Origin of the sequence: Streptomyces sp. HUAS CB01, from assembly GCF_030406905.1 — a bacterium.
In the GTDB taxonomy this organism is placed as follows: Bacteria; Actinomycetota; Actinomycetes; order Streptomycetales; family Streptomycetaceae; genus Streptomyces; species Streptomyces chengbuensis.
Window position 1 is genome coordinate 5,026,027 of the sequence record NZ_CP129137.1, and the last position, 25,635, is coordinate 5,051,661.

The 25,635-nt window shown below is 71.6% G+C and carries 21 protein-coding genes; 11 read left to right on the top strand and 10 right to left on the bottom strand.

What is annotated here, in order from left to right:
* Positions 1–106: 106 nt before the first annotated feature.
* Positions 107–850: a polyphosphate--glucose phosphotransferase gene (gene ppgK / locus QRN89_RS22355; RefSeq protein WP_290351161.1), complete on the top strand. Its 744-nt coding sequence runs from the start codon at positions 107–109 to the stop codon at positions 848–850.
* Between the two features lie 115 nt (positions 851–965).
* Here the strand turns inward: ppgK and QRN89_RS22360 are convergent, their stop codons facing one another.
* Positions 966–1,619, bottom strand: a complete 654-nt coding sequence (locus QRN89_RS22360; RefSeq protein WP_290351162.1) for a DUF6542 domain-containing protein — start codon at positions 1,617–1,619, stop codon at positions 966–968.
* A 182-nt stretch (positions 1,620–1,801) separates the two neighbouring features.
* Between QRN89_RS22360 and ychF the strand changes: the two genes are divergently transcribed.
* Complete coding sequence (gene ychF / locus QRN89_RS22365; protein ID WP_290351163.1) at positions 1,802–2,890, top strand: redox-regulated ATPase YchF; 1,089 nt, start codon at positions 1,802–1,804, stop codon at positions 2,888–2,890.
* 120 nt (positions 2,891–3,010) lie between these two features.
* On the opposite strand, the gene QRN89_RS22370 is transcribed toward ychF, so the two are convergent.
* The gene (locus QRN89_RS22370) at positions 3,011–3,403 is read right to left on the bottom strand and encodes a DNA-binding protein (protein ID WP_290351164.1); all 393 of its coding nucleotides are present in this window, start codon (positions 3,401–3,403) and stop codon (positions 3,011–3,013) included.
* Positions 3,403–3,654 carry a hypothetical protein gene (locus QRN89_RS22375; RefSeq protein WP_018845686.1) on the bottom strand — a complete coding sequence of 84 codons (252 nt, stop codon included), beginning with the start codon at positions 3,652–3,654 and terminating at the stop codon, positions 3,403–3,405. Before QRN89_RS22375 ends, QRN89_RS22370 begins: the two co-directional genes overlap by 1 nt.
* A gap of 246 nt (positions 3,655–3,900) precedes the next feature.
* Between QRN89_RS22375 and QRN89_RS22380 the strand changes: the two genes are divergently transcribed.
* Positions 3,901–6,081 (top strand): DEAD/DEAH box helicase, encoded by a 2,181-nt coding sequence (locus QRN89_RS22380; RefSeq protein WP_290351165.1) that lies wholly within the window; start codon positions 3,901–3,903, stop codon positions 6,079–6,081.
* 296 nt (positions 6,082–6,377) lie between these two features.
* Here the strand turns inward: QRN89_RS22380 and QRN89_RS22385 are convergent, their stop codons facing one another.
* Both QRN89_RS22385 and QRN89_RS22390 read right to left on the bottom strand, forming a co-directional pair.
* Complete coding sequence (locus QRN89_RS22385; RefSeq protein ID WP_290351166.1) at positions 6,378–6,629, bottom strand: hypothetical protein; 252 nt, start codon at positions 6,627–6,629, stop codon at positions 6,378–6,380.
* A gap of 238 nt (positions 6,630–6,867) precedes the next feature.
* Complete coding sequence (locus tag QRN89_RS22390) at positions 6,868–7,989, bottom strand: threonine synthase (protein ID WP_290351167.1); 1,122 nt, start codon at positions 7,987–7,989, stop codon at positions 6,868–6,870.
* 191 nt (positions 7,990–8,180) lie between these two features.
* Here QRN89_RS22390 and QRN89_RS22395 point away from each other — a divergent pair, with 191 nt between their 5' ends.
* Both QRN89_RS22395 and QRN89_RS22400 read left to right on the top strand, forming a co-directional pair.
* Positions 8,181–9,755: a S8 family peptidase gene (locus tag QRN89_RS22395; RefSeq protein ID WP_290351168.1), complete on the top strand. Its 1,575-nt coding sequence runs from the start codon at positions 8,181–8,183 to the stop codon at positions 9,753–9,755.
* Between the two features lie 170 nt (positions 9,756–9,925).
* Positions 9,926–11,143 carry a DUF4190 domain-containing protein gene (locus tag QRN89_RS22400; protein ID WP_290351169.1) on the top strand — a complete coding sequence of 406 codons (1,218 nt, stop codon included), beginning with the start codon at positions 9,926–9,928 and terminating at the stop codon, positions 11,141–11,143.
* A gap of 154 nt (positions 11,144–11,297) precedes the next feature.
* On the opposite strand, the gene QRN89_RS22405 is transcribed toward QRN89_RS22400, so the two are convergent.
* Complete coding sequence (locus QRN89_RS22405) at positions 11,298–12,641, bottom strand: glycoside hydrolase family 18 protein (RefSeq protein WP_290351170.1); 1,344 nt, start codon at positions 12,639–12,641, stop codon at positions 11,298–11,300.
* Positions 12,642–12,897: 256 nt separating this feature from the next.
* Here QRN89_RS22405 and QRN89_RS22410 point away from each other — a divergent pair, with 256 nt between their 5' ends.
* From QRN89_RS22410 to QRN89_RS22430, 5 genes are all read left to right on the top strand, one after another.
* Complete coding sequence (locus QRN89_RS22410; RefSeq protein WP_290351171.1) at positions 12,898–13,650, top strand: GntR family transcriptional regulator; 753 nt, start codon at positions 12,898–12,900, stop codon at positions 13,648–13,650.
* 846 nt (positions 13,651–14,496) lie between these two features.
* Positions 14,497–14,679 (top strand): SPOR domain-containing protein, encoded by a 183-nt coding sequence (locus tag QRN89_RS22415; RefSeq protein ID WP_290351172.1) that lies wholly within the window; start codon positions 14,497–14,499, stop codon positions 14,677–14,679.
* A 91-nt stretch (positions 14,680–14,770) separates the two neighbouring features.
* Positions 14,771–15,199 carry a (deoxy)nucleoside triphosphate pyrophosphohydrolase gene (locus QRN89_RS22420; RefSeq protein ID WP_290351173.1) on the top strand — a complete coding sequence of 143 codons (429 nt, stop codon included), beginning with the start codon at positions 14,771–14,773 and terminating at the stop codon, positions 15,197–15,199.
* 115 nt (positions 15,200–15,314) lie between these two features.
* Positions 15,315–15,743 (top strand): ATP-binding protein, encoded by a 429-nt coding sequence (locus tag QRN89_RS22425; RefSeq protein ID WP_290353818.1) that lies wholly within the window; start codon positions 15,315–15,317, stop codon positions 15,741–15,743.
* 147 nt (positions 15,744–15,890) lie between these two features.
* Entirely contained in the window at positions 15,891–18,533 is a 2,643-nt protein-coding gene (locus tag QRN89_RS22430; protein ID WP_290351174.1) for a SpoIIE family protein phosphatase, read from the top strand.
* A gap of 99 nt (positions 18,534–18,632) precedes the next feature.
* On the opposite strand, the gene QRN89_RS22435 is transcribed toward QRN89_RS22430, so the two are convergent.
* Genes QRN89_RS22435 through QRN89_RS22450 form a run of 4 tightly spaced genes read right to left on the bottom strand, consistent with a single transcriptional unit; the run spans position 18,633 to position 22,436 of the window.
* Entirely contained in the window at positions 18,633–19,412 is a 780-nt protein-coding gene (locus tag QRN89_RS22435; protein WP_290351175.1) for a succinate dehydrogenase/fumarate reductase iron-sulfur subunit, read from the bottom strand.
* On the bottom strand, positions 19,409–21,361 hold the full coding sequence (locus QRN89_RS22440; protein WP_290351176.1) for a fumarate reductase/succinate dehydrogenase flavoprotein subunit: 1,953 nt from the start codon (positions 21,359–21,361) through the stop codon (positions 19,409–19,411). The genes QRN89_RS22435 and QRN89_RS22440 overlap by 4 nt, the downstream gene beginning before the upstream one ends.
* A 17-nt stretch (positions 21,362–21,378) precedes the next feature.
* Entirely contained in the window at positions 21,379–22,197 is an 819-nt protein-coding gene (sdhC, locus tag QRN89_RS22445; protein ID WP_290351177.1) for a succinate dehydrogenase subunit SdhC, read from the bottom strand.
* An 8-nt stretch (positions 22,198–22,205) separates the two neighbouring features.
* Entirely contained in the window at positions 22,206–22,436 is a 231-nt protein-coding gene (locus QRN89_RS22450; protein ID WP_290351178.1) for an Rv0250c family protein, read from the bottom strand.
* A gap of 304 nt (positions 22,437–22,740) precedes the next feature.
* Here QRN89_RS22450 and QRN89_RS22455 point away from each other — a divergent pair, with 304 nt between their 5' ends.
* Complete coding sequence (locus tag QRN89_RS22455; RefSeq protein WP_290351179.1) at positions 22,741–25,170, top strand: ABC transporter family substrate-binding protein; 2,430 nt, start codon at positions 22,741–22,743, stop codon at positions 25,168–25,170.
* Positions 25,171–25,635: the final 465 nt, after the last annotated feature.

Here is a 25,635-nt window from a genome sequence, read left to right on the forward strand (position 1 = left end):
GGGAGCGGGCACCGGACCGCCCGGAGCTGCCCGCGGCATGGGGAAGTCCGGCGAAGGTCCCATTGTCGGGGAGTGACGGACAGCCCATCCTCGTAACGTTGTGTCCATGAACGTCTTCGGAGTCGACATCGGCGGATCGGGGATCAAGGGCGCCCCCGTGGACCTGGACCGCGGCGACCTCGCCGAGCCCCGCCACAAAGTACTCACCCCACACCCGGCCTCGCCCGAACCCGTGGCCGACTGCGTCGCGGAGGTGGTGCGGCACTTCGGGTGGTCGGGTCCCCTCGGGGTCACCTTCCCCGGAGTGGTCACCGGCTCGGTCATCCGTACGGCCGCCAACGTCGACAAGAACTGGATCGACGTCGACGCCGCGCAACTGCTGCACGAGCGGCTCGGCCTGCCGGTGACCGTGCTCAACGACGCGGACGCGGCCGGGGTGGCCGAGATGACCTTCGGCGCCGGCAAGGGCCGCAAGGGCACGGTGATGCTGCTGACCTTCGGCACGGGCATCGGCAGCGCACTCTTCCTGGACGGCAGGCTCGTGCCGAACACGGAGCTCGGCCACCTGGAGCTGAACAACCACGAGGCCGAGAAGCGCGCGTCCACCAAGGTCAAGGAGGACGAGGGGCTGAGCTGGGAGCACTGGGCCCGCCGGGTCCAGAAGTACCTGACCCACCTGGAGATGCTGTTCTCGCCCGAGCTGTTCATCATCGGCGGTGGCGTGAGCCGCAAGGCGGACAAGTTCATTCCGCTGCTCCACCACATCCGGGCGGAGATCGTCCCGGCCCAGTTGCAGAACAACGCGGGGATCGTCGGAGCGGCTATGACGGCCGCGGCCGAGCACGGCTGATCCGCACCGCGCCCTCGGGCTTCGGCTTCGGACCGGACGCGACGACGGAGCACGGGAAGGCGCCCGTCACCGGGGTGACGGGCGCCTCGTCGTCGGATGAGGTGTCGGCGGGTCCTCAGGCCCGGCGGGGCGGCCCGGACGGCCGGCGGGAACGGCGCCGGGTCGTCATCAGCCGGATCTTCCGCACGGTCGCGATCAGCCCGGCGACGAGCGTGCCCCCGTAGAGCCAGCCCGCCTGCACCGCCAGGGCGGTGACGACGGCCATGATCTGGACGCCGATGCCGCCGGACCCGCCGGTCCCCTCCGAACCACCCGTGATCGGGATCAGCCCCACGGCGAAGGCGATCGGCACGCTGATCGGCGCGGTGACCAGGTCCGCGCTGCGTACCCAGCACGCGGTCAGGGCGCTGACCGGCAGGAAGAGCACTCCGTACACCAGGGCGGAACCGTCGAACAGGAGCTGGTCGAGCGAGCCGATCACCAGCATCAGGGCGCAGACGAACAGTCCGGCGCCCAGTCCGGTCAGCCGCGGGTTCGGCAGTCTGCGCAGGGCGGCCACCACCGGGGGCCCCTGGCGCGGGGGCCGCGGGGCGGGTCGCTTCCCCGGCCGCTGAGGCGTGTCCGGCTGCCCCGTCCTGCCGGGCCGGGCCGTGACCCGGTACACCGAGGCGCCCTCGATGAGGGCGCCCTTGGCGAGGGGGGCCTGCTGCGAAAGAGGGGCCTGCGGCCGCGGCCGCCTCGACGGGGTACCAGTCCTTTGCTGCTCCACATGACCAACGTAGGTCGCGATGTGCGATCAGTACGTCACGGGACACGCCCTTTGGGTGAGCTTGGTCAAGAGTTCGAGACATCGCACGCGTGACGTACTCCGGCGGGCCGCCCGTAAACTGGGGGATCGGCCCACTCCCGGGCCCGGCCACCAGCCAGTCCTCACTCCAGGAAGTCGCCAACGTGTCGCTCACGATCGGAATCGTCGGTCTGCCGAATGTCGGCAAGTCGACCCTGTTCAACGCCCTGACCAAGAACGACGTGCTGGCGGCCAACTACCCGTTCGCCACCATCGAGCCCAATGTGGGCGTGGTCGGCGTCCCCGACGCCCGTCTCGGCAAGCTGGCCGAGATCTTCAGCTCGCAGCGGGTCCTCCCCGCGACGGTCGACTTCGTCGACATCGCCGGCATCGTGCGCGGCGCCAGCGAGGGCGAGGGCCTCGGCAACAAGTTCCTGGCGAACATCCGCGAGTCCGACGCCATCTGCCAGGTCATCCGGGCCTTCAAGGACGAGAACGTCGTCCATGTCGACGGCAAGGTCTCGCCGAAGGACGACATCGAGACGATCAACACCGAGCTGATCCTGGCGGACCTCCAGACCATCGAGAAGGTCCTGCCGCGACTCCAGAAGGAGTCCCGGATCAAGAAGGACGTGGCGCCGAAGGTCGCGGCGGTCGAGGCGGCCAAGGAGATCCTCGAGAAGGGCGACACCCTCTTCTCCCAGGGCATCGTCCAGGGCTCGGAGAACGCCGAGCTCCTGCACGACCTGCACCTGCTCACCACCAAGCCGTTCCTCTACGTCTTCAACGTCGACGAGGACGAGCTGACGGACGACGCGTTCAAGGACGAGCAGCGCGCGCTGGTCGCCCCGGCCGAGGCGATCTTCCTCAACGCCAAGCTGGAGGCGGACCTCGCCGAGCTCGACGAGGAGGACGCCATGGAGCTCCTCCAGTCCGTCGGCGCGGAGGAGCCCGGCCTCGCCACGCTGGCCCGGGTCGGCTTCAACACGCTGGGCCTGCAGACGTACCTCACGGCGGGCCCCAAGGAGTCCCGCGCGTGGACGATCAAGAAGGGCGCGACGGCGCCCGAGGCGGCCGGTGTGATCCACACCGACTTCCAGAAGGGCTTCATCAAGGCCGAGGTCATCTCCTTCGCCGACCTCGTCGACACCGGCTCGGTCGCCGACGCCCGCGCGGCGGGCAAGGCGCGCATGGAGGGCAAGGAGTACGTGATGCAGGACGGCGACGTGGTGGAGTTCCGCTTCAACGTCTGACATCTCGTCAAGAACTGTGCCCGACCCGCTTGTTGGCGGGTCGGGCACAAGCTTCTGTCCGCGGGAAGCCCTCGCCCCGTGATTTGGGGCAGTGGCAGGTCTGGCCGGCGTGAGGCTGCCTCAAACCTTGACGACCTCCACGGAAGGGCCGCACAGGAGTGTCAGATCCTCGGGGTCGGACGTGAGGACGGTGACCGGCCGGGGTGCGTTGCGGGCGATGACGGCGAAGGCGGCATCGATGGCGTACTTGTGGCCGTGGAGGTGATGGGTGCGCAGAAGCGCGGCAGCCTGGTCGGTGATCTCCTTGGTGACGTCGTGAACGTCGACGCGGGAGAGGATCCACTTGATGCGGGCCTGGTGGATACGCTCATAGTCGGCCTCAAGAGTGGTCATGGCGCTGGTGGCGACGCGGATGCCCTCTTCCGACGCCGCTTGGACCAGAGTCACGACGGTACGGTCCTTGCGGTAGAGCTTCGATAGGCCTTCGCCGTCGAGCAGTAGGGTGCCGGGCATCAGGCGGCGGCCCCGCCGGCCTGTCGGTGGTCGTGGCGCAGCAGCGCCCGGGCGGCCTCGACCTCCTCGCGGGTGAGAGCTTCGTTGTCGGTCTCGAAGTCGGCGACGATCTCTCGGAGCTTGTCCATGGCGACCCGCTGTTCGAGGGCCTCAGCGACGTAGGCGGAGAAGCCGCCCGGGCCGACGTGGGCGCGTACGGCCTCGGCGAGGTCCTCGGGGAGACTGATGGAGTACTTCCTGCTACCGCTCATGCCGCAGATCCTACCGGTGGTCGTAAGCCTTCGGTGGTGAAAAGCTCCTGCAGGTCCGACTGATCCGCGCCGATTTCTCCCGCATCCCCGAGGTCGCGAGAAGGTGGCCTCTGACCTGCGGCAGCGCAGGTCAGGTGCCCCCGTCCGATGGGACATCGGCATCGTGCCCGGACTGGACGGGCACCCCGTGCAGGGCCGGAACGGGCGGTGGGAGGATGCGGCGACCGCGAAAGAGGGGCGGGACGCGTGGGGCGTGGTGAGCGGGACACGGTCGCAAGGGGAGCACGACTGTACGAGGCGGCGCAGGCAGTGGCCAGTGACCACACCAGGGCGGTCGAGGCGGTGCGGGCGGCGCTGAAGCCGATTCATGACGCGGCGGTCACGCGGGAGCTCGACGCCATCCCTGTCGCCCGGCTGCAGGACGCCACTGAAGGACGCCTGCGGCTGGGGAACGTCGAGAAGAGCGGCCTTGGCACGGTGGGCCGTGTCCTCGAAGCGGGCCCCTATCGGTTGCGGCAGATTCCCGGTGTCGGGCAGCGCACGGTTGATCGGATCCTTGCCGCTGCTCGCCGGCTTTCCGAAGCCGTGCACGAGACGGTGGCCGTCCACATTGACGTGGACCGGCCGGAGCCGAGCACCACCGCGCTCGTCATGGCCCTGCACGTACTGGTGGAAGCCGGCCCGGACGCCCGGCGCGCGGTGGACCGCGCCGCAGCCCTGTCGGAACGACTCGGCCCGTTGCTGGTCGACGCGAGGCCCGCCGTCGGGCGTTTCAGAATGCTCCTGACCGGCCAGGAGAAGAAGGCACGTGCCCTGGCGGCGGTCGCCGAGATCCGCTCACTGGTGGACGAAGCAGACCAGGCCGACCTGTCTGAGCTGCTCGCACAAGCCTCGGTGGACCTGCTACGTGGATCTTCGTCCGACATCGCGGCATGGGTGGACTTCGAACTCCGCTCCGCGGAGTACTACAGCCTGCTCGCCGAGATCTCCGGGCGGCTGCCGGACGCGGCAGCCGCCGAGGGGTTCCTGCCGGAGGAGATCGCCGAGCGGGTACGGACGCAACAACTCGACGACTCGCACCGGCGGGTCTCCCTGCGCGGTTACCAGGCCTTCGGCGCGCGATTCGTCCTTGCGCAGCGCAAGGTGATACTCGGCGACGAGATGGGTCTCGGGAAGACCATCCAGGCGATTGCCGTGCTGGCACACCTGGCCGCCGAGGGGCAGAGCCATTTCATGGTCGTCTGCCCGGCGAGTGTTCTCGTGAACTGGACTCGGGAGATCGAGGCCCGCAGCGCCCTTCGCGTCGTGGTGCTCCACGGACCCGACCGGGACTACGCGTTCGCCGACTGGAAGGGGCGGGGCGGGGTGGGGGTGACCACGTTCGACGCGCTGCGCGGTTTTCCGGCACCGGGCGGCGGGGAGGTCGGACTGCTCGTCGTCGACGAAGCGCACTCCGTGAAAAACCCGAAGACCAAGCGGTCTCAGTCGGTCGCCCTGTGGACGGAGCGTTGTGAGCGCAGCCTCTTCATGACCGGAACCCCGATGGAGAACCGGGTCGTGGAGTTCCGCAACTTGGTCCGGATTCTCGATGGAGCGGTGGCGGACTCCCTTGGCGAGCGGGACGCCTTGGCAGGATCGGTCGCCTTCCGCAAGGCCGTCGCCCCGGTCTACCTGAGGCGCAACCAGGAAGACGTGCTGACGGAACTCCCCAGTCTTCAGCAGACCGACGAGTGGGAGGAGCTGAGCGCGTCGGACGAGGTGGCGTACCGCGAAGCCGTGCGCGCAGGCAACTTCATGGCGATGCGCAGGGCCGCGTACATGCGCCCCGAGAGGTCGGCCAAGCTGGACCGGCTCCGCGAGATCGTTCAGGAGGCCGGCGAGAACGGGCAGAAGACAGTGATCTTCTCCAACTTCAAGGACGTGCTGGGCGTGGTGAAGGCGGCGCTCGCTGCGGGTCCCACTGCCGGTACTCGGATGTTCGGTCCGCTCACCGGCAGCGTCCCGGCCGGGCGACGGCAGCAGATCGTCGACGACTTCGCCGGGGTCTCGGGACCAGCGCTGCTCCTGGCACAGATCCAGGCGGCCGGTGTCGGCCTCAATATGCAGGCTGCCTCCGTTGTCATCATCTGCGAACCGCAGATCAAGCCGACCATCGAACACCAGGCGGTGGCTCGGGCTCACCGCATGGGACAGGTCAGGTCGGTTCACGTGCATCGCCTTCTCGCCACCGGGGGAGTCGATGAACGCATGGTGAGGATGCTGGAGGAGAAGACCCGTCTGTTCGATGCATACGCCCGCCGTAGCGCCGTAGCCGAAGCCACCCCGGACGCGGTCGACGTATCAGACATCGAGCTGGCCCGCCGGATTGTCGAGGAGGAGCAGGCGCGTCTGGGTATGGCGGACGGACCCCCCACGGCATCCGGGTGAGGAGGTCCTCCAGTCCGCAGCCAGTCCGCAGGACATCCGTAAACGGCCGTTGGGAGCCAACGCACGCCAACCAGAAAATCCCAGGTCAGGGACCTACGCGGGGCTCCGCCGCAGGTCGGGATCTGGCTCCAGACATTCCGCTTCAATGTGTGACGTCTCGTCATGAACTGTGCCCGACCCGCTTGTGGCGGGTCGGGCACGAGCTTCCGTCCGCAGAGGTCCTCGCCCCGCGATGAGGGGCGGCAGGTCTGGTCGGCGTGGCAGTGGCACCGCCTCAGACCTTGACGAGCCGGGCATCAGGCGGCGGCCCCGCCGGCCTGTCGGTGGTCGTGGCGCAGCAGCGCCCGGGCGGCCTCGACCTCCTCGCGGGTGAGAGCTTCGTTGTCGGTCTCGAAGTCGGCGACGATCTCTCGGAGCTTGTCCATGGCGACCCGCTGTTCGAGGGCCTCGGCGACGTGGGCGGAGAAGCCGCCCGGGCCGACGTGGGCGCGTACGGCCTCGGCGAGGTCCTCGGGGAGACTGATGGAGTACTTCCTGCTACCGCTCATGCCGCCGATCCTCCCGGTGGTCGTAAGCCTTCGGTGGTGAGAGGCTCCTGCAGGCCCGACTGACCCGCACCGGCTTCTCTCGCCAGTCGCCAGTCGCCAGTCCGGGGCTCGATGCCGCCAGCGGCCCCCGGCGACTTGCTGACCGCGTGGCCGCGGTGAGGGGCGGAGTGCCGGCCAGGACCGGGTCGAGGAGCGCGGTCAGGCCGCAGGCGGGCGAGATCCTCGCGGCCCCGGCCCGTCACCCTCCGGCCGCGACCCCCGTCTTCGCCCCCGCCCCGCACAGCGGCACCACCGTGGTGCGGCCGCCCAGGCCGTGTGCCCCGATCGCCGCCCAGCAGGCCGCTCCCGTGGGTTCGACGAACAGGCCGCGCGCGGCGAGGTCGAGCTGGGCGGCCCGGATCTGGTCCTCCGTCACCGTGTGGAAGGTGCCGCCGGTGGCACGTACGGCGGCGAGGATCTGGCGGGCCCTGGGTGGGGCGGGGATCGCGATGCCCTCGGCGAGGGTGGGCGCCGCCTCCGCCGGGGTGATGTCGTCCGCGCCGGCGTGGAACGCCGAGGCCAGGGGCGCGACCGCGGCCGTCTGCACCGCGACGAGGGCGGGACGTTCCCCGATGAGCCCGTGGGCGTGCAGTTCCTCGACGGCCAGACGGGCGCCGAGCAGCAGGGTGCCGTTGCCGGCGGGCAGGACCAGCACCTCGGGCAGTCGGCCGCCGAGGTCCTCCCAGATCTCGTACACATAGGTCTTCGTGCCGTGCAGGAAGTACGGGTTGTGGACGTGCGAGGCGTAGAAGACGCCGTCCTCGTCGGCGGCCGTGCGTGCGGCGCGTGCGGTCGCCTCCCGGTCGCCGGGCACGAGCTCCAGCCGGGCCCCGTGCGCGGCGATCTGCTCGATCTTCTTGGGGGACGTCGCGGCCGGGACGTACACGGTGCAGTCCAGGCCCGCGCGGGCGCAGTAGGCGGCGATCGAGGTGCCCGCGTTGCCGCTGCTGTCGGCGATCACCCGGCGCGGCTTCAGGCGCCGGGCGAACTCGGCGAGCATCACCGCGCCGCGGTCCTTGAAGGACAGGGTCGGCATCAGGAAGTCGAGCTTCGCGGTGACGCTGCCGGTGAGCGGGACCAGCGGGGTCCGACCCTCGCCGAGCGAGACGGCCCCGGGCCCGCCGCCGGTGGCCTCCGCCGCGGCGAGCGGCAGCGCCTCCTCGTACCGCCACAGTGAACCGACCCTGCCGGCAAGGGAGTCGAGGGACACCGGAGCCGCGGTGAAGTCGAGGTCCCACGGGCCGTGGCACCGTGGACAGCGCCAGGCGAACGACTCGACCGGGGAACGTACGCCGCACATCGGGCACTGATAGTCCGTCATGTGATCCAGGATGGCAGTTGTGTGGCACACGTGTTACGGGCCGTCCCGAACTCTTGTGGGATTCCTATGGATCAGTCAATCTTTCGGACGGCAGCGGCACGACGATTGCGCGGCCACCCACCGCGATGTCGTTGTCATGCTCCTGCCGAAACCCCCACATCAACGCACCACCAATGAGGAGGACCCCTCACATGTCCGTGATGCGTAACTCGCGGCGAAGACTGTCCGCGGTCGGCACGACAGCCGTCGCCGCCCTGGCACTTGGTGCCGTCTCCGCCCTCCCGGCCACCGCGGCAGAGCCCGCCCCGGTGGGCGTGATCGAGAACGCGGGCGCCCCCGGTGCCATCGCCGGCAGCTACATCGTCACCCTCGACGAGTCGGCCGCCGACGCCGGCTCCAAGGCGGGCAAGGAACTCGCCGCGGAGTACGGCGCGAAGATCAAGAAGACGTACAGCTCCGCCCTCAACGGATACGCCGTCGAGCTCTCCGAGGCGCAGGCCAGGAAGTTCGCCGCCGACCCCGCCGTCGAATCCGTCGTGCAGAACCGGGTGTTCACCATCTCCGGCACCCAGCCGAACCCGCCCTCCTGGGGTCTGGACCGCATCGACCAGCGCGCGCTGCCGCTCAACCAGAGCTACACGTACCCCGACTCCGCCGGGGAGGGCGTCACCGCGTACATCATCGACACCGGTGTACGGATCACCCACGGCGACTTCGGCGGCCGCGCCTCGTACGGCTACGACGCCATCGACAACGACAACACGGCGCAGGACGGCAACGGCCACGGCACCCACGTCGCCGCCACGGTGGCAGGCGGCTCCTACGGCGTCGCGAAGAAGGCGAAGGTCGTCGGCGTCCGGGTGCTCAACAACTCCGGTTCCGGTACGACCGCGCAGGTCGTCGCGGGCATCGACTGGGTGACGCAGAACGCGGTCAAGCCGGCCGTCGCCAACATGAGCCTCGGCGGCGGCGTCGACACGGCGCTGGACACCGCGGTCCGCAACTCCATCGCGTCCGGCATCACCTACGCCATCGCGGCGGGCAACGACGGGTCGAACGCCTCCAACACCTCCCCCGCCCGGGTGACCGAGGCCATCACCGTCGGCTCCACGACCAGCACCGACGCGCGCTCCAGCTTCTCCAACTACGGCAGCGTGCTGGACATCTTCGCGCCGGGCTCGTCCATCACGTCGGCGTGGAACACCAGCGACAGCGCGACCAACACCATCTCCGGCACCTCGATGGCCACCCCGCACGTCGCCGGTGCCGCCGCGCTCCACCTGGCGGACAACCGGACCGCCACCCCGGCGCAGGTGTCCTCGGCGCTGACCAACGCGGCGACCCCGAACGTGGTCGGCAACCCGGGCTCCGGCTCGCCGAACCGGCTGCTCCACGTCGGCGGCGGCACGACCACACCGCCCGGACCGAAGTTCGAGAACACCGCCGACTACGCGATCAACGACAACGCCACCGTGGAGTCGCCCGTCACCGTCAGCGGCGTCGCGGGCAACGCACCCGCCGCGCTCCAGGTGCCGGTCGGCATCGTGCACACCTACATCGGTGACCTCCAGGTCCAGCTCGTCGCCCCGGACGGCACGGCGTACACGCTCAAGGCGTACGGCACCGGCGGCAGCAGTGACAACATCAACACCACGTACACCGTGAACGCCTCCTCGGAGGTCGCGAACGGCACCTGGAAGCTGCGGGTGAGCGACAACGCCCGCTACGACACCGGCAGGATCGACTCCTGGGGCCTCCAGTTCTGACCCCCGGAGTGCCGGACCGAGCGGGTCCGGTGCCTGACCAGCAGTGAGGGGCGGCCGCGCCGAGCGGCCGCCCCTTCCGCGTATACCGGCTGCCCGTCGCACGGCTCCCACCGTATGATCCGCTGACCCGCGCAGATGTTCGCATGATCTTCACAAGGAGCGCCGCACCCGTGGAACCGTCGTCGCAGGGATGGACGCCCCCGGGCGGGTCCGGCCCGGCGCAGCCGCCCACCCCGCCCCCGCCGCAGCCCGCGCCGCAGGCGTACCCGTACCCGATGCCGGCGGGCGTACAGCCCGGAACGCCGTACCCGCCCTACGGGCAGGTGCCGCGGCGGCCCGGCACCAACGGCTTCGCCATCGGCTCGCTCGTGACCGGCATCGTGTGCTGTCTGCCCCCGCTCGGCCTCGTCCTCGGACTGATCGCGCTGGCGCAGATCAGGAAGCGGGGGGACGCGGGCCGGGGCCTGGCGATCGCCGGCACCGTGCTCTCCGTCGTCAGCACGCTTCTGATGACCGTCGCGTTCGCGACCGGCACCGCGGGCGAGGTGTGGGACGGCTTCCGCAAGGCGGCGCGCGAGAGCGCCGCGGCGGATTCCACGTTCGACCTGCGGACCGGGCAGTGCTTCGACACCCCGGGCCGCGGTCTGCAGGACGAGGAGGAGGCGTCCTCCGTCCGGGTCGTGGACTGCGGCACACCCCACGAGGGCGAAGTCACCGGCACCTTCCCGCTCGACGAGTTCGACGCGTGGCCCGGGGAGAAGACCGTCGAGACCGAGGCCGAGCGGCGGTGCGAGGACGTCAACAGCGCCTACACACTGGACTGGTGGGCCGTTCCCGAGACGGCGGAGCCCTACTACTACATGCCGACCAGGGACAGCTGGCGCTTCGGCGACCGGACCGTCACCTGCGCCCTGGCGAGCGGCGGACCGAAGCTCCGGTCCTCCGTCCGCAGCGACCGTACGACCCTGGACCCGGCCCAACTCGCCTATCTGGAGGGTGAGCTGGCCGTCGACACGGTCTGGTGGGAGGAGCCGGAGGACCTTTTCGAGGACGACCCGGAGGCCAACCGCGCCTGGGCCGAGCGGATGGTGCGAACGCTCGGCACCGAGGCGCGTGAACTGCGCGCCGCGCCCTGGCCCGCGGCCGCCCGCAGACACGCCCTGGCCCGCGCGAAGGAGTACGACACAGCGCGCCGCCACTTCGGCCGGGCGGCGGTGGCGCAGGACGAGGGGAGCTTCTGGGACGCCACGTCGGAGGCGGGCGACGCCTTCCGGCAGGAGACCGAGATCGCCGTCCGGTCCGCCCTCGGCCTCGCCACGGACCCGCCGGAGGAGCCCGGCGACCCGGAGGAGGAGGCTCCGTTGCCGAGCGACGGCACGACGGTCTGAGCGCGGGCCCCGGTACGCCGCCGCTCGCCGTGTGCACCGCGCCCCGGGCCCGTGCCGCAGCGGGACTTCGGGCCCGGGGCACCCCCAAGCCCCGGGGGCAGGCGCCGTGCGGATGCCGGGCTCCCGCCGTCCGTGACCCCGGGACGGCGACGCCTCAGCGCCCCTTCAGTCCCCGGTCGACGGCCGTCATCAGCTCTCCGTCCGGGGTGTCCCCGTCCAGGGACCAGAACATCGCGCCTCCGAGCCCGAGACGACGGATGTACGCCGACTTGGTGCGGAGCACCTGCGGGTCGTCGTACGTCCACAGCGTGGTGCCGTCGAAGAGCCAGGCATGGCCGTTGCGCCGGTCGCGGTGGAGCGTGTACGTCCCCGAATCCGCCAGCTTCTTCAGGGCTTTGTAGTCCTCGTACCCCGCGGCCCAGGTGGCCGGGGCGGGTGCGCCCGCCGGCTGTCCGAGGCCGTCGCCGCCGCCGGTGACCCCCGTCCAGCCCTGGCCGTAGAACGGTATGCCCACGACCAGCTTCCGGGCGGGTGCCCCCCGGCGCAGCCAGTCCCGCACGGTCCGGTCGACGCTGAAGTCGTCCCGGGCGTACAGGGCGGACTGCTGGGCGGTGGTCTTCTCGCCGGAGACGTGGAAGTCGTATCCCTGGAGCGTCACGAAGTCCAGGTCGCGCATGATCCGGGGGACCTCGAAACCGGCGTCGATCTTGGCGGCCGCCGCCGGGACGAAGGCCGTCAGTTCGTAGTGCCTGCGCTTCTTCAGCGACCTGCCGTACGCGTCGAGCTGGGTGCGGAACTCCCGTACCAGTGCGATGAAGTTCCGTTTGTCCTCCGGCCGGTACACGGTGTCCGTGTCGCCTTCCGACCCCGGCCACTCCCAGTCGAGGTCGATGCCGTCGAAGAGGCCGGCGGCCGCTCCGGCGCCGCCGCGCGTGCCGTCCAGGGGCAGATTGCCCTTGATGTAGAGGTCGAGGCAGGATGCCACGAGCGCCTTGCGCGAGGCGGGGGTCCGGGCCGCGTCGGAGAAGTGCGTCGACCAGCTCCAGCCGCCGAGCGAGATCAGCACCCGGAGTCCGGGGTGCTTGGCCTTGAGCTCGCGCAGCTGGTTGAAGTTGCCCGCGAGCGGCTGTTCGGCGGTGTCGGCGACGCCGTCGACCGAGCCGGCCGCGTCCAGCGGACGGACGTAGTCCGCCCAGGCGTCGGCCTCGCCCGGCACATTGCCGGTGAAGCACGTGCCGTCCGCACTGACGTTCCCGAACGCGTAGTTGATGTGGGTGAGCTTCGCTGCGGCGCCGCTGGTGTCCAGATCCTTCACCTGGAAGTTCCGTCCGTAGACGCCCCATTGGGTGAAATAGCCGACACGCTTCTGGGTGTGGGGCGCGGGCGGGCGGCCGTGGCCGGGGCCGGCGGCGGCCGCGGGGGAGAGCGGGGCCAGCGGGGCGAGGAGCGCGAGCGAGGCGGCGGCGATGGTCAGCCGAGCAAGGGTTCTTCGGCGCATGAGGCTCATTCCTGTGCGTGCCGGAGGTCTTCCATGGGCGGTCGTGCTGCCGTGCGCGGTACGCACAGAAGGTATTGGTCTGGACCATTGCGGTCAAGGATTCGGTGCACGCTCGTGCGAGGCGTGCCCCACTACCTGCGGTAAGCGCCCGTCCTGGAGGTATTGGTCGCGGCGCGTAATGCGTTGGCCCATACTTGCGGGGATCAACCGTCGGTTGCCACGCTGTTGCTGTCTGTCAACCTGTTGGGAGTGGCCAGTGACATTCGGTGAGCAGCCCGCCTATCTGCGCGTTGCGAGCGATCTCCGTCAAAAAATCGTCAGTGGCTCGCTGCCGCCGCACACCCGCCTTCCCTCGCAGGCCCGGATCCGCGAGGAGTACGGGGTCTCCGACACCGTCGCGCTGGAGGCGCGGAAGGTGCTGATGGCCGAGGGTCTGGTCGAGGGGCGCTCCGGCTCGGGGACGTACGTGAGGGAACGGCCGGTGCCGCGGCGCATCGCCCGCTCGGGCTACCGGCCGCCGTCCGGCGCCAACCCCTTCCGCCAGGAGCAGGCCGCCGAGGGGGTGCGCGGCACCTGGGAGTCGAGCAGTGAGCAGGAGCCGGCGAGCGCCGCCGTCGCGGGCAGGCTGGGGGTCGCCCCCGGCGACCGCGTGATGCGCACGCGATACGTCTTCCGGGACGCCGGCGAGCCCACGATGCTGTCCACCTCCTGGGAGCCGCTCTCCATCACGGGGCGCACGCCGGTGATGCTGCCCGAGGAGGGGCCGCTCGGCGGCTGCGGCGTCGTCGAGCGGATGGGAGCCATCGACGTCGTCGTGGACAACGTGGTCGAGGAGGTGGGCGCCCGGCCGGGGCTGGCGGAGGAACTGCTCACGCTCGGCGGGGTGCCCGGCCATGTGGTGATGGTCATCCAGCGGACCTACTACGCGTCGGGGCGAGCCGTCGAGACGGCGGACGTCGTGGTCCCGGCCGACCGTTTCCGTATCGCGTACCACCTGCCGGTGCGCTGACGCGGGTGTCACGGCGGCGGCGCGGGCCGTTGCGCTGTGCGGGGGCTGGTGCACCGTGCGGGGGCCCGCGCTGTCCGTGGCGGTGCGGGGTCCGGTGCGCGGCGCGGAGTGGTGACGTCCCCGGGCGGGCGGGGCCCCCGCTGTCCGTCGCGGTGCGCGTCCCTCCGCCGTGCTCCGCCGGTCCCGCGGGTGCTCGACGGCGAACCGCACGGCGAGCAGGGCGCGTTCACGCACTCCGGGGCCGCGGAACGCGGCCGGTTCGGGCGCCCCTCGGGCCCGGCCCGACCCGTCGCGGGTCTGACTCCGCCCTCCTCGGCCTCGTCCCAGGGGTCCCGCCCGGCCCCTCCTCGCGGAGCCTGCTCCGCCTGCCGGGCCGATCCGGTGTGCGGCGGCCGTACGAGGTGGTCCTGCCCGTCGCGGCCGGACTCGGGCCGCTGCGCTGCCCGTTGACGCGCGCCGACCTCGACGACCCCGAGGGCCGCCCGCCCGTTGACGCGGCCGGCCGCACTCCCGAGGGACGCCCGTGGACCCGTACGTCCGCCCACGGCCGCAGGCGTAGCCCGGCAGGTCGCCGCCGGTGCGGGGCATTCGGGCGCTGCTCCGCTCGCTCGGCCCGGGCGCGGGGCGTCCGCCGGAGGAGCCGCCCCCGGCTCTGCCGGCGCTCAGTGCAGGGGGCGCACTCGGCCAGGTGCGCCCCGTGGATGTGAGGCAAAGCTGGCCGGATCCGTCTCTCTTCGTAAAAACACGTATCCGCTGAGTGAAGGTCAGGCGTAGGCTCGGGCATATGCAGACTGCGGTTTCCTGGGGATCGTCAGAGAAGTGCAGGCCGGTGGCGGGAGAGGCGCGATGACCGACGATGGCACGATGCTGCCCTGGCTGGTGATCCGCCAGGACGACAACGGCAATCGCTATCGCGTGGGCCGCTACGCCACGCAGGTCGAGGCGCAGAGGATCGCGGACAGTCTCGGCGACCGCGGCCACAAGCAGCTCTACTGGGTGGAGCACATGGGGCAGACCGCACCCTCCTGAGCGGGGCGCGCCCTCTCGCCGCGCGGTCCGGTCGCCCGCGCGGCCGTCCGCACGGCGAGGGCGCCCCGCCGCGCGGGTTACGCTCCGGCGCATGACAGATCGTGTGAACGCCCGGGTGGTGGTGGCCGGGGCCCTCTACGACCAGGGGCGGCTGCTCGCCGCGCGGCGCAGCGCGCCGCCCGAGTTCGCCGGACGCTGGGAGCTGCCCGGCGGCAAGCTCGAACCCGGCGAGTCCCCCGAGGAGGCCCTCGTCCGCGAGCTGCGGGAGGAGCTGGGCGTGGAGACCGAGCCGGTCGAGCGCGTCCCCGGCGAGTGGCCGCTCGGCCCGGGCTATGTGCTCCAGGTCTGGACGGCACGACTGATCTCGGGTCAGCCGCGTCCGCTGGAGGACCACGACGAGCTGCGCTGGCTCGCCGTCGACGAACTCGACGCCGTGGACTGGCTGCCCCAGGACCGTCCCGCGGTGGAGGAAGCCGTGCGCCGGCTGCCGCGGGACCACCCAGGGGGCGCACGCGGCTGATTTTGTACGCCGTTCGTGCCACCGCACGCCCCTCTCGGGGATACGCCGCACCAATTATCGGGTATGTCCTGATTGCCGCCCCAAAGTGGACGGGAATCCGTGGCAGGTCCGGGAAGTGGTCGGCGTGATCGACACCCAAGGCGCATGCGCCGAGTGGACCTTCCCTGCCGAGCCGGACGCCGCGCGGTCCGCCCGCCACGCCGTGCGCGACGCGCTGCGGAAGTGGGGTCTCGGGCCCGCCGTGGTCGATGTGACGGTACTCCTGGTCAGCGAGCTCGTGACCAATTCCCTTCGGTACACCTCCGGGCCCATCGGGGTCCGCCTGGTCCGGCCGACCGTCGACGGGGCGGTCCCACCGCGACCCCCCGCGCTGCTCGTGGAGGTCTCCGATCCGCTTCCGGATCCGCCCCTTGAGCGCCCCGCGGGGCCTGATGACGAGGGTGGACGGGGGCTGCAACTGGTGGCCTGCGCGGCTCGCCGCTGGGGGACTCGACGAGGCAGAACGGGTAAGACCGTGTGGTTCGAGCTGCCCCTGCCTGGTTAGGAGTGTGGGGGGACGACGATCATTGCGTGCTCGGCTCAAAACGAACGAGACCGTGCTGTGATCGTGAACGCCGTGCCGCCAGGTGCCGTAGTGCTGAATACTGCGGGCATGGCCGGTCCGGTGCGGTGAGCTGGAGGGGACGGTCGCGTGAGCGAGATACCTGAGACGGCGAGCGGCGTGGTGTGGCAGAGCAGTCCGCCCGGCTCCATCTACGACTACATCAAGGTCGCGTCGTTCTCGATCGGCCCGGACGGGCTGGTCGACCAGTGGAGCAGGCGTGCCGCCGAGCAGTTCGGCATCTCCGCCGAGGACGTCAGGGGCAAGGACCCGGTCGACGTCTTCATCCCCTCCGAGCTCCGCCCGCGGGGCCACCGCAAGGTCGCCGAGATCCTGGACGGCAAGGAGTGGACGGGCCTCGTCCCCTTCCGCCTGCCGGGTGGGCGCGGCGCGCACGGACTGGCCGAGGTCTACGTGATGCCGAGCGAGACGGAGAACGGCGAGCGTGCCGCGCTCTGTATCGTCGTCGACGTACGCGCCCTACGGCGGATCGAGACGGACCTCGCCGCCTCGCAGGCGATATTCGGCCAATCTCCTTTTGGCTTCCTTCTGTTCGGTACCGACCTCACCGTGCTGCGCGCCAACGAGCGCTTCGCGACGGTCTTCGGCGGGGTCGCCGATGACCACCGCGGCCGAACCGTGCACGACTACCTCTCCCGCCCCGAGGCGGAGCGGATGACCGCCGCGCTCCAACGCGTCCTGGAGACCGGGGAGTCGGTCACCGACCTCCAGATCATCGGCAGCGCACCCGGCAGCTCGGACCGGCGCCACTGGGCCGTCAACCTCTACCGCGTGCACAGCGGTTCCGGCCGGCCCGTCGGGGTCGCCGGACTCGGCATCGACGTGACGCGCCGCCACATCGCGGCCCGCGAGGCCGCCAGCGCCCGCCGCAACCTCGCCCTGCTCAACGAGGCCAGCGCTCGCATCGGCAACTCCCTCGACCTGGAGACCACCGCACGCGAACTCCTCGACGTCGCCGTACCCGGCTTCTGCGACCTCGCATCCGTGGACCTCTACCAGGGACTGCTCACGGGCGACGAGGCCCCGCCCGGGCGCTGGGGCCCCGCCCGGCCCGAGACCTACGGCGGCAGCGCCGAGCTGCGACGCGTCGCCTTCGCCAGCACCGTCTCCGAGACCCTGCTCGGCGGCGCCTCCGGAGCCGGCACACCGGCCAGCCCCGAGGTCGGCGCCGTCCACCACTACCCCTTCAGCTCCGCCTGCGCCGACGCCCTGCGCACGGCCAGGGTCCGCGCCATCCCCGGCGAGGACGGCAGCCTCGTCCAGTCCACGCTCGCCGTGCCGATGGTCGCCCACGACACGGTCGTCGGCCTCGTCCAGTTCTCCCGGGCCAAGGGCAGCGAACCCTTCGGCGAACGGGACCGGGCACTCGCCGTCGAGCTCGCCGCCCGTGCCGCGGTCTGCATCGACAACGCCCGTCTGTACCGCCGTGAGCACGAGCGCGCCCTGATCCTCCAGCGCAGCCTCCTGCCCCCCGGCGACCCGGAGGCCGCAGGCCTCGACATCGCCTGCCGCTACCTCCCCGGCAACACCGCCACCGAGGTGGGCGGCGACTGGTTCGACGTCATCGAGCTCCCCGGCCACCGCACCGCCCTCGTGGTCGGCGACGTCATGGGACGGGGACTGCGCGCCGCCGTCGCCATGGGTGAACTCCGCACCGCCGTCAGGACGTTGGCCCTGCTGGACCTGGAGCCCGCGGAGGTGCTCTCCGCACTCGACGAGATCGCCCGCGGACTCGGCACGCCGAGCGGGGCCCAGCAGGCCTCCCGGGTCGCCCACAAGACCCGCGGGCCCGAACTCTCCGAGGTCTACCTGGCGACCTGCGTCTACGCCGTGTACGACCCGGTGACCCGGCGCTGCACCTTCGCCAACGCGGGCCATCTGCCTCCCGTCCTCGTCGAGCCGGGCGAGGAGGCGCTGATGCTCGACGTACCGCCGGGCATGCCGCTCGGGGTCGGCGGCGAACCCTTCGAGGAGGTCCAGGTCGAGCTTCCGGAGGGTGCGCTGCTCGCCCTGTACACCGACGGGCTCGTCGAGTCGCGCGACCATCCGCTGGACGAAGGGCTCAGCGCCTTCCGACGCGCCCTGACCGAGCCGGCCCGCGCCGTACCGGAACCCCGTTCCCCCGGCGGTCCCGCGGGCGGACCGCACGGCGGGACTCCTTCCGCGACCGACGGCGGATCCCGCTCCCGTTCGCTCGAGGACGTCTGCGACCACGTGCTCGCCAGCCTCGACACCCGGCACGGCGAGGACGACATCGCGCTGCTGATGGCCCGGATCCAGGGCCTGGCCACCGAGGCCGTGGGGGACTGGCGGCTGCCGCGCGAACCCCGGTCGGTGGGCCGCGCCCGCGAGCTGGCCAGGGCCCAGCTCAGCGCCTGGGACCTCGACCCGCTCGTGGACACGGTCGAGCTGCTCGTCAGCGAGCTCGTCACCAACGCCCTGCGCTACGGCGAGGGCGAGATCCGGCTGCGGCTGCTGCGCGACCGGACCCTGGTCTGCGAGGTGTGGGACGCCGGTCTCGTACAGCCGCGGCGCCGGCGGGCCCGGGACACCGACGAGGGAGGACGGGGGCTGCAGCTCGTCGGTCTGCTGAGCGCCGCCTGGGGCTCCCGCCGGACGCCCCGGGGCAAGACGGTGTGGTTCGAACTCGCCCTGCCCGACGGGGACTCCGCAGCCGAGCCCAGCGTCGAGCAGCTGCTGAGCATGTTCTGAGACGCCGCGGGGCGGACGGCCCCCGTGCGGACCGTCCGCCCCGCGGCGGAGACGCCCGTGCCCGGGCGCGGACGCCCGGGCACGGAACGGCAGAGGGCGCTACGTGGTCTGTTCGCCCCGGCGCCTGATCTTGCTGCCCAGCCACACCAGCGGGTCGTACTTCCGGTCGACCGCGCGCTCCTTGAGCGGGATCAGCGCGTTGTCCGTGATGTGGATGCCCTCGGGGCACACCTCCGTGCAGCACTTGGTGATGTTGCAGTAGCCGAGCCCGTGGTCCTCCTGGGCCGTGCGCTTGCGGTCGAGACCCGACTCGGCCGCGGCGTCCAGCGGGTGCATGTCGAGCTCGGCCACGCGCATGAGGAAGCGCGGCCCGGCGAAGGCCGCCTTGTTCTCCTCGTGGTCACGCACCACATGGCAGGTGTCCTGGCACAGGAAGCACTCGATGCACTTGCGGAACTCCTGTGAGCGGTCCACGTCGATCTGCTGCATCCGGTACTCTCCGGCCGCGACTCCCGGCGGCGGCACGAAGGACGGCACCTCACGGGCCTTGGCGTAGTTGTACGACACGTCCGTGACCAGGTCGCGCACCACAGGGAAGGCCCGCAGCGGGGTGACCGTGACGGTCTCGGAGCGGTCGAAGACCGACATACGGGTCATGCACATCAGTCGCGGCCGGCCGTTGATCTCAGCGCTGCACGAGCCGCACTTGCCGGCCTTGCAGTTCCACCGCACCGCGAGATCCCCGGCCTGGGTGGCCTGCAGCCGGTGGATGATGTCGAGGACGACCTCGCCGTCGTTGACCTCGACCGTGAAGTCCTCGAGGCTCCCGCCGTCCTGGTCGCCCCGCCAGACCCTGAACCGAGCGTCGTACGTGCTCATTCGTACAGCTCCTCTTCGGCGAGGTACTTGACCAGCTCTTCCTTCTCGAAGAGGGCGAGCAGGTCGTGGCGGATGGGCTCGGTGGTCTCCCGTGCGAGGTCGATCTGGCCCCGTACGGGGTCGGCTGCCGGAGCGCCGGGCTCCACCGGGCCGAAGGACAGCGTGCGGTCGGCGAGCCGGCACAGCAGGTTGATCCGGCGCCACTCGCGCTCCATCGCCGGGTGGTCCTCGCGGGTGTGGCCGCCGCGGCTCTCGGTGCGCTCCAGGGCCGACCGGGCGATGCACTCGCTGACCAGCAGCATGTTGCGCAGGTCGAGGGCGAGGTGCCAGCCCGGGTTGAACTGGCGGTGTCCCTCCACGCCCGCCCGGCGGGCGCGGACCCGCAGGTCCGCGAGCTTCCTGAGCGCCTGCGCCATCTCGGACTCCCGCCGGATGATGCCGACCAGGTCGTTCATCGCCTGCTGGAGCTCCTGGTGGAGCGTGTACGGGTTCTCCGGCGGTGCGTCGGGCTCGGGACCCTCGGCGCTGAAGGGCCGCAGTGCCTCCGCCGCGGCCGCGTCGATCTGCTCCTCGTCGACCGCGGGGCGTGCGTCCGCGAGGCCGGCAGCGTACTCGGCGGCGTGCAGTCCGGCGCGCCGCCCGAAGACCAGCAGATCGGACAGCGAGTTGCCGCCCAGACGGTTGGAGCCGTGCATGCCGCCGGCGACCTCGCCCGCCGCGTACAGGCCGGGCACGCCGACCGCGGACGCCGTGTCCGACTCGACGGCGATGCCGCCCATCACGTAGTGGCAGGTCGGCCCGACCTCCATGGCCTCCGCCGTGATGTCCACGTCCGCCAGCTCCTTGAACTGGTGGTACATGGACGGCAGCCGGCGCCTGATCACCTCTGCCGGCATCCGGGTCGAGACGTCCAGGAACACCCCGCCGTGCGGAGAGCCGCGGCCCGCCTTCACCTCGGCGTTGATGGCCCGGGCGACCTCGTCGCGGGGGAGCAGCTCGGGAGGGCGCCGGTTGTTGTCGGGGTCCTCGTACCAGCGGTCGCCCTCCTCCTCCGTCTCCGCGTACTTCTCCTTGAAGACGTCCGGGACGTAGTCGAACATGAACCGCCTGCCCTCGGAGTTGCGCAGCACCCCTCCGTCGCCGCGCACCGACTCGGTGACGAGGATGCCCTTCACCGAGGGCGGCCAGACCATTCCGGTGGGATGGAACTGCACGAACTCCATGTTCAGCAGCGGCGCCCCGGCGAGCAGCGCCAGCGCGTGCCCGTCGCCGGTGTACTCCCAGGAGTTGGAGGTCACCTTGAAGGACTTGCCGATGCCGCCGGTGGCGAGCACGACCGCCGGAGCCTCCAGCACGAAGAAGCGGCCGGACTCGCGTTCGTAGCAGAACGCGCCCGAGACCCTGTCACCGTCCTTGAGTACCCGGGTCACCGTGCACTCCTGGAAGACCTTCAGCCGGGCCTCGGGGTCGCCGAACTCCCGCTCGTCCTCCTGCTGGAGCGAGACGACCTTCTGCTGGAGGGTCCGGATGAGCTCCAGCCCGGTCCGGTCGCCGACGTGCGCCAGACGCGGGTACTCGTGGCCGCCGAAGTTGCGCTGGGAGATCTTCCCGTCCTTGGTGCGGTCGAAGAGCGCGCCCCAGGTCTCCAGCTCCCAGACCCGGTCGGGCGCCTCCTGGGCGTGCAGCTCCGCCATCCGCCACTGGTTGAGGAACTTGCCGCCGCGCATGGTGTCGCGGAAGTGGACCTGCCAGTTGTCGTGGGAGTTCACATTGCCCATGGAGGCGGCGATCCCGCCCTCCGCCATCACGGTGTGGGCCTTGCCGAACAGGGACTTGCAGATGACGGCCGTACGGGCGCCCGCCTCACGCGCCTCGATGGCGGCCCGCAGCCCCGCACCACCCGCGCCCACGACGACAACGTCCCACTGCTGCCGTTCGAGCTCAGTCATGGGTCAGCACCTTTCCCCTAGAAGAAGCGCGGATCGGCGAAGGCGCCGGAGGCGAGCAGGTAGACGTAGAAGTCGGCGAGCGCGACGCTGATCAACGACGCCCAGGCGAGCAGCATGTGACGGTCATTCAGCTTGCCGATGAACCCCCACAGCCGGTAGCGCACCGGGTGCTTGGAGAAGTGCCGCAGCCGACCGCCGATGATGTGCCGGCAGGAGTGGCAGGACAGGGTGTACGCCCAGATCAGCACGATGTTGACGAGGAAGACCAGGGTGCCGAGGCCCATGTGTCCCCAGGCGTAGGTCTCGTCGCGGAAGGCGAGCACCGTGTCGTAGGTGAGGATGCCCGCCACCGGCAGCGCCGCGTAGAAGAAGTAGCGGTGCACGTTCTGCAGGATCAGCGGGAAGCGCGTCTCACCCGTGTACTTCGCGTGCGGCTCGGCTACCGCGCAGGCCGGGGGCGAGGCCCAGAAGCCCCGGTAGTAGGCCTTGCGGTAGTAGTAGCAGGTCAGCCGGAAACCCAGCGGGAAGACCAGGATGAGCAGGGCGGGGGACAGGCCCCACCAGCTGCCGAAGATCTCCCAGTTGGGGCCGCCCTTCATCGGGACGCAGTTCTCGGCGAGACAGGGTGAGTAGAACGGCGAGACGTACGGCGCTGCGTAGTAGTCGCTGTTCGCGAAGGCCCGCCAGGTCGAGTAGACGATGAAGGCGAGCAGGCCGCCGGCGGTCGCGGCGGGCGCGAGCCACCAGCGGTCGGTCCTGAGGTGGCGGGTGGCGATCGCGGCGCGCGTGGCGCCGCGTACGCCTGTGTCGGTATGAGGTTCGGTGCCTGTGGCCAACGAAGCTCCTAGGGCGCGTGCCGGTCGCGCGCACCCAGGCCTTCGTCGTCCGAGTCCGTCCACAGCGAACTGTCGTACGGGGTGTCGGGAATGGTGACCAGGTCTTCGGGGCGGCCGGCCGGCTGGGTCCGGGGTGCGTCCTCCCGCGTGTGCGCGAGGCTCCGCTCCAGCCGTTCGACCGTTCGGGTCAGGTCGTCGAGACGGCGCTTGACGTCCGTCAACTCGTCCTGCAGGGACATGAACTGCCCTCACTTCCGCGGTCGCGGGTGGCATGCGGGTGTCTGGGGATGTCCCCCAGAGGGCTGTGTGTGCGCCTGCGAGTGTCGCGCGTCACATCCCTGCTTGTGAAGGCGCGTGCACCGATTCGCGGTGCGCGCCACCCGTTAGGGGCTCCCCGTTGGGCCGCATGGGTGGGGTTTTCCGACCGCTCCGTCGTGTCGGCGCCCCGCCCCGCCCTCCGTCCTTTTCAGTGTAGGCGCAATAGGTGTGATCATCTCCAAAATCCACCAAAGGCCCAACTGATCGGACGAAGGGGTACACGTCATGTCCGAGGTCGACGCCCCACGCGGGAGGACATGCTCCCGTACGCCCTGCCTCCGCACCTCCCGGTCCCGGTCCGGACGCTCCCGCACGCTGCGCTCGGTGGCACTGCTCACGAGCGGCGTGCTCGTCCTGCCGGTGCTGGCCGGCTGCACGTCGGAGGAGGGCGGCCCCGAGGCCGTGACCGTCCCCGCGGACATCGGCCACGCCGGGCGCAACCAGGTCGAACAGGGCGGCACACTGCGGTGGGCCGTCGACTCCGTACCCACGACGCTCAACACCTTCCAGGCCGATGCGGACGCCGCCACCGCCCGTGTCGCCGGTGCCGCGCTCCCCTCCCTCTTCACTCCGGACCAGCGGGGCCGCCCGCAGCTCAACCCCGACTACCTGGAGTCCGCCGAGCTCGTCGACCGCGAGCCCAAGCAGGTCGTCCTGTACAAGCTCAACCAGGAGGCGGTCTGGACCGACGGGCGGGAGATCGGTGCGCCGGACTTCGTCGCCCAGTGGCGGGCGCTCAGCGGCAAGGACTCGGCCTACTGGACCGCGCGAAACGCCGGCTACGAGCGCATCGAGAACATCGAGCGCGGCAAGAACGACCTGGAGGTCCGGGTGACCTTCGCCAGGCCGTACGCCGACTGGCGATCGCTGTTCTCCCCGCTCTACCCCAAGGAGACGATGGGCAGCCCGGCGTCCTTCAACGACGGGGCCCGCACGGAGCTGCCGGTGACGGCCGGGCCCTTCGCCCTGCAGAAGATCGACAGCGAGGACGGCACCGTCACGCTCGTCCGCAACCCGCGCTGGTGGGGCGAGCCGGCCAAGCTCGACTCGCTCGTGCTGCGGGCCGTGCCGCGCGACCGGCGGGCCGCGGCGCTCGCCACGGGCGCCGTCGATCTGGCCGAGATCGACCGGGGCGTGGCCGAACGCATCGCCGTGGCGCACAAGGACCCGGAGGGCGGCAGCGGCGGCAGCGGTCCGGGCGCCGCGTCCGCCGAGGCCGGGGAGTCCGCCGACGGCTCCGGGGAGACCGGGCAGGAACGTTCCTCCGGGGGCGCCGGGGAGGACGCCGACGGGAGTGGGCTGCTCGCGCGGGAACGCGCGGACGCCGGGCTGACGAGGTTCACCAGCGAGCAGACGGCGCTGCGCGGATTCGTGGTCCGCAAGTCCCTGGAGCCCGCGTACACCCAGCTGGCGCTCAACGGCGAGTCGGGACCGCTCGCGGACGAACGGGTGCGACGGGCCGTGGCCCGGGCGCTGGACCGCCGGGAGCTCGCCGAAACCGTGCTCAAGCCCCTCGGCCTGCCCGCGAAGCCCGTCGGCAGCCACCTCGCGCTCGCGGGCCAGCCCGGGTACGCGGACAGCAGCGGTGCGCTCGGCGGTCAGGACACCGCGGAGGCCCAGGCGCTGCTCGCCGACGCGGGCTGGACCCGGGAGGGCGCCCGGGCGGCCGAGTCCGGCACGAAGGCGGGCCCCGAGAAGAGCCCGGCCGTGGAGAGCCCGGCGGCGGGGAGCAGCCCGTCCGCCCAGAGCCCGGCGGCCCAGAGCCCGGCGGCGGGGAGCAGCCCGTCCGCCCTGAGCCCGTCGGCGCAGAGCCCTTCGGCGGGCGGCTCGCCGTCCGCCGGCGGTCCGGGGGCGCCCGGTGCCCCGCAGAGCCCGGCGGCCGGGGGCGGTGCCCGTGCGGGGTCCGCCGCCGGGAGTGCGGCAGGCGGGGACGACAAGCCCGGAGCGGGCCGCCCCGCGGCGGTCCCGGCCGGGAGCGACGGGGACAAGGCGATGCCCGAGGCGTACAAGCGGGAGGGCGGTGTCGCGGGCGCCTACGCCCCGGTCGGTACCAGGGCCCCGGGCCGGAACCCGGTCGCGGGACCGCTCGGCAAGGACGGCAAGCCGCTCAGCCTCCGCTTCGTCCTCCCGTCGGGCCCGGGCTCCGAACCGCTGCGCGCGGTCGGTGACCGGATCCGCCGGATGCTGGACGAGGTCGGGATCCGCACGGAGGTGAAGAAGGTCGCCGAGGACAGCTTCTTCAAGGACCACATCGCCTCCGGGCACTACGACCTCGCCCTCTGGTCCTGGCCGGCCACGGCCTTCCCGGCGACGGACGCACGTCCGATCTACGCCAAGCCCGAACCCGCGACGGACGGGTCGCTGCTGGTGGAGCAGAACTACACCCGGGTCGGCACGGACCGCATCGACCAGCTCTTCGACGAGGCCGTCGGCGAGCTGGACGAGAGGAAGGCCAGTGATCTGATGAAGCAGGTCGACGCCCGGATCTGGGCGGCGGCGGCCTCCATCCCCCTGTACCAGCGTCCGGAGCTGGTGGCCGCCAAACGCGACCTCGCCAACGCGGGCGCATTCGGCTTCTCGGCCCCCCGCTACCAGGACATCGGCTTCGTGAAGGCGAAGCCGGCGCACGGGGCCGGGCCGGCCACGACGGGATAGCGTCTCCGGGCTCCGCCTCCGGCCGCCGGCGAGCGGCGCCCGGAGCCGGACCTCTCACGGGTCCCGCCCCCACAGACCGGCCGGCGGGCTCCGGGTACGTCGGCGAACGCACGCACCCGGCGTCCCGGGCCCTCCGCGCCGTCTCTCGCCCACGGCCCCGCCCGCCGCGTACCCGGCGGGCGGGGCCGGAGGGCTTCCGGGGCGCCGCCGACCGGCACCGAGAGCCCGCACCGGCACGCCCGGAGCCGGTCCGCGGGCCCCTCACCGGGCCGGTCCCCGACGGGCCCGTACCGGAGCCCGGCGGGCCCCTCACCGGGCCGGTCCCGACGGGCCCGTACCGGAGCCCGGCGGGCCCCTCACCGGGCCGGTCCCGACGGGCCCGTACCGGAGCCCGGAAGCCGCCCCGTCGCGTGCTCGGCGGCGGAAGCCTCCGCTCCGCTGATCCGGACCTCAGAAGCAGCTCAA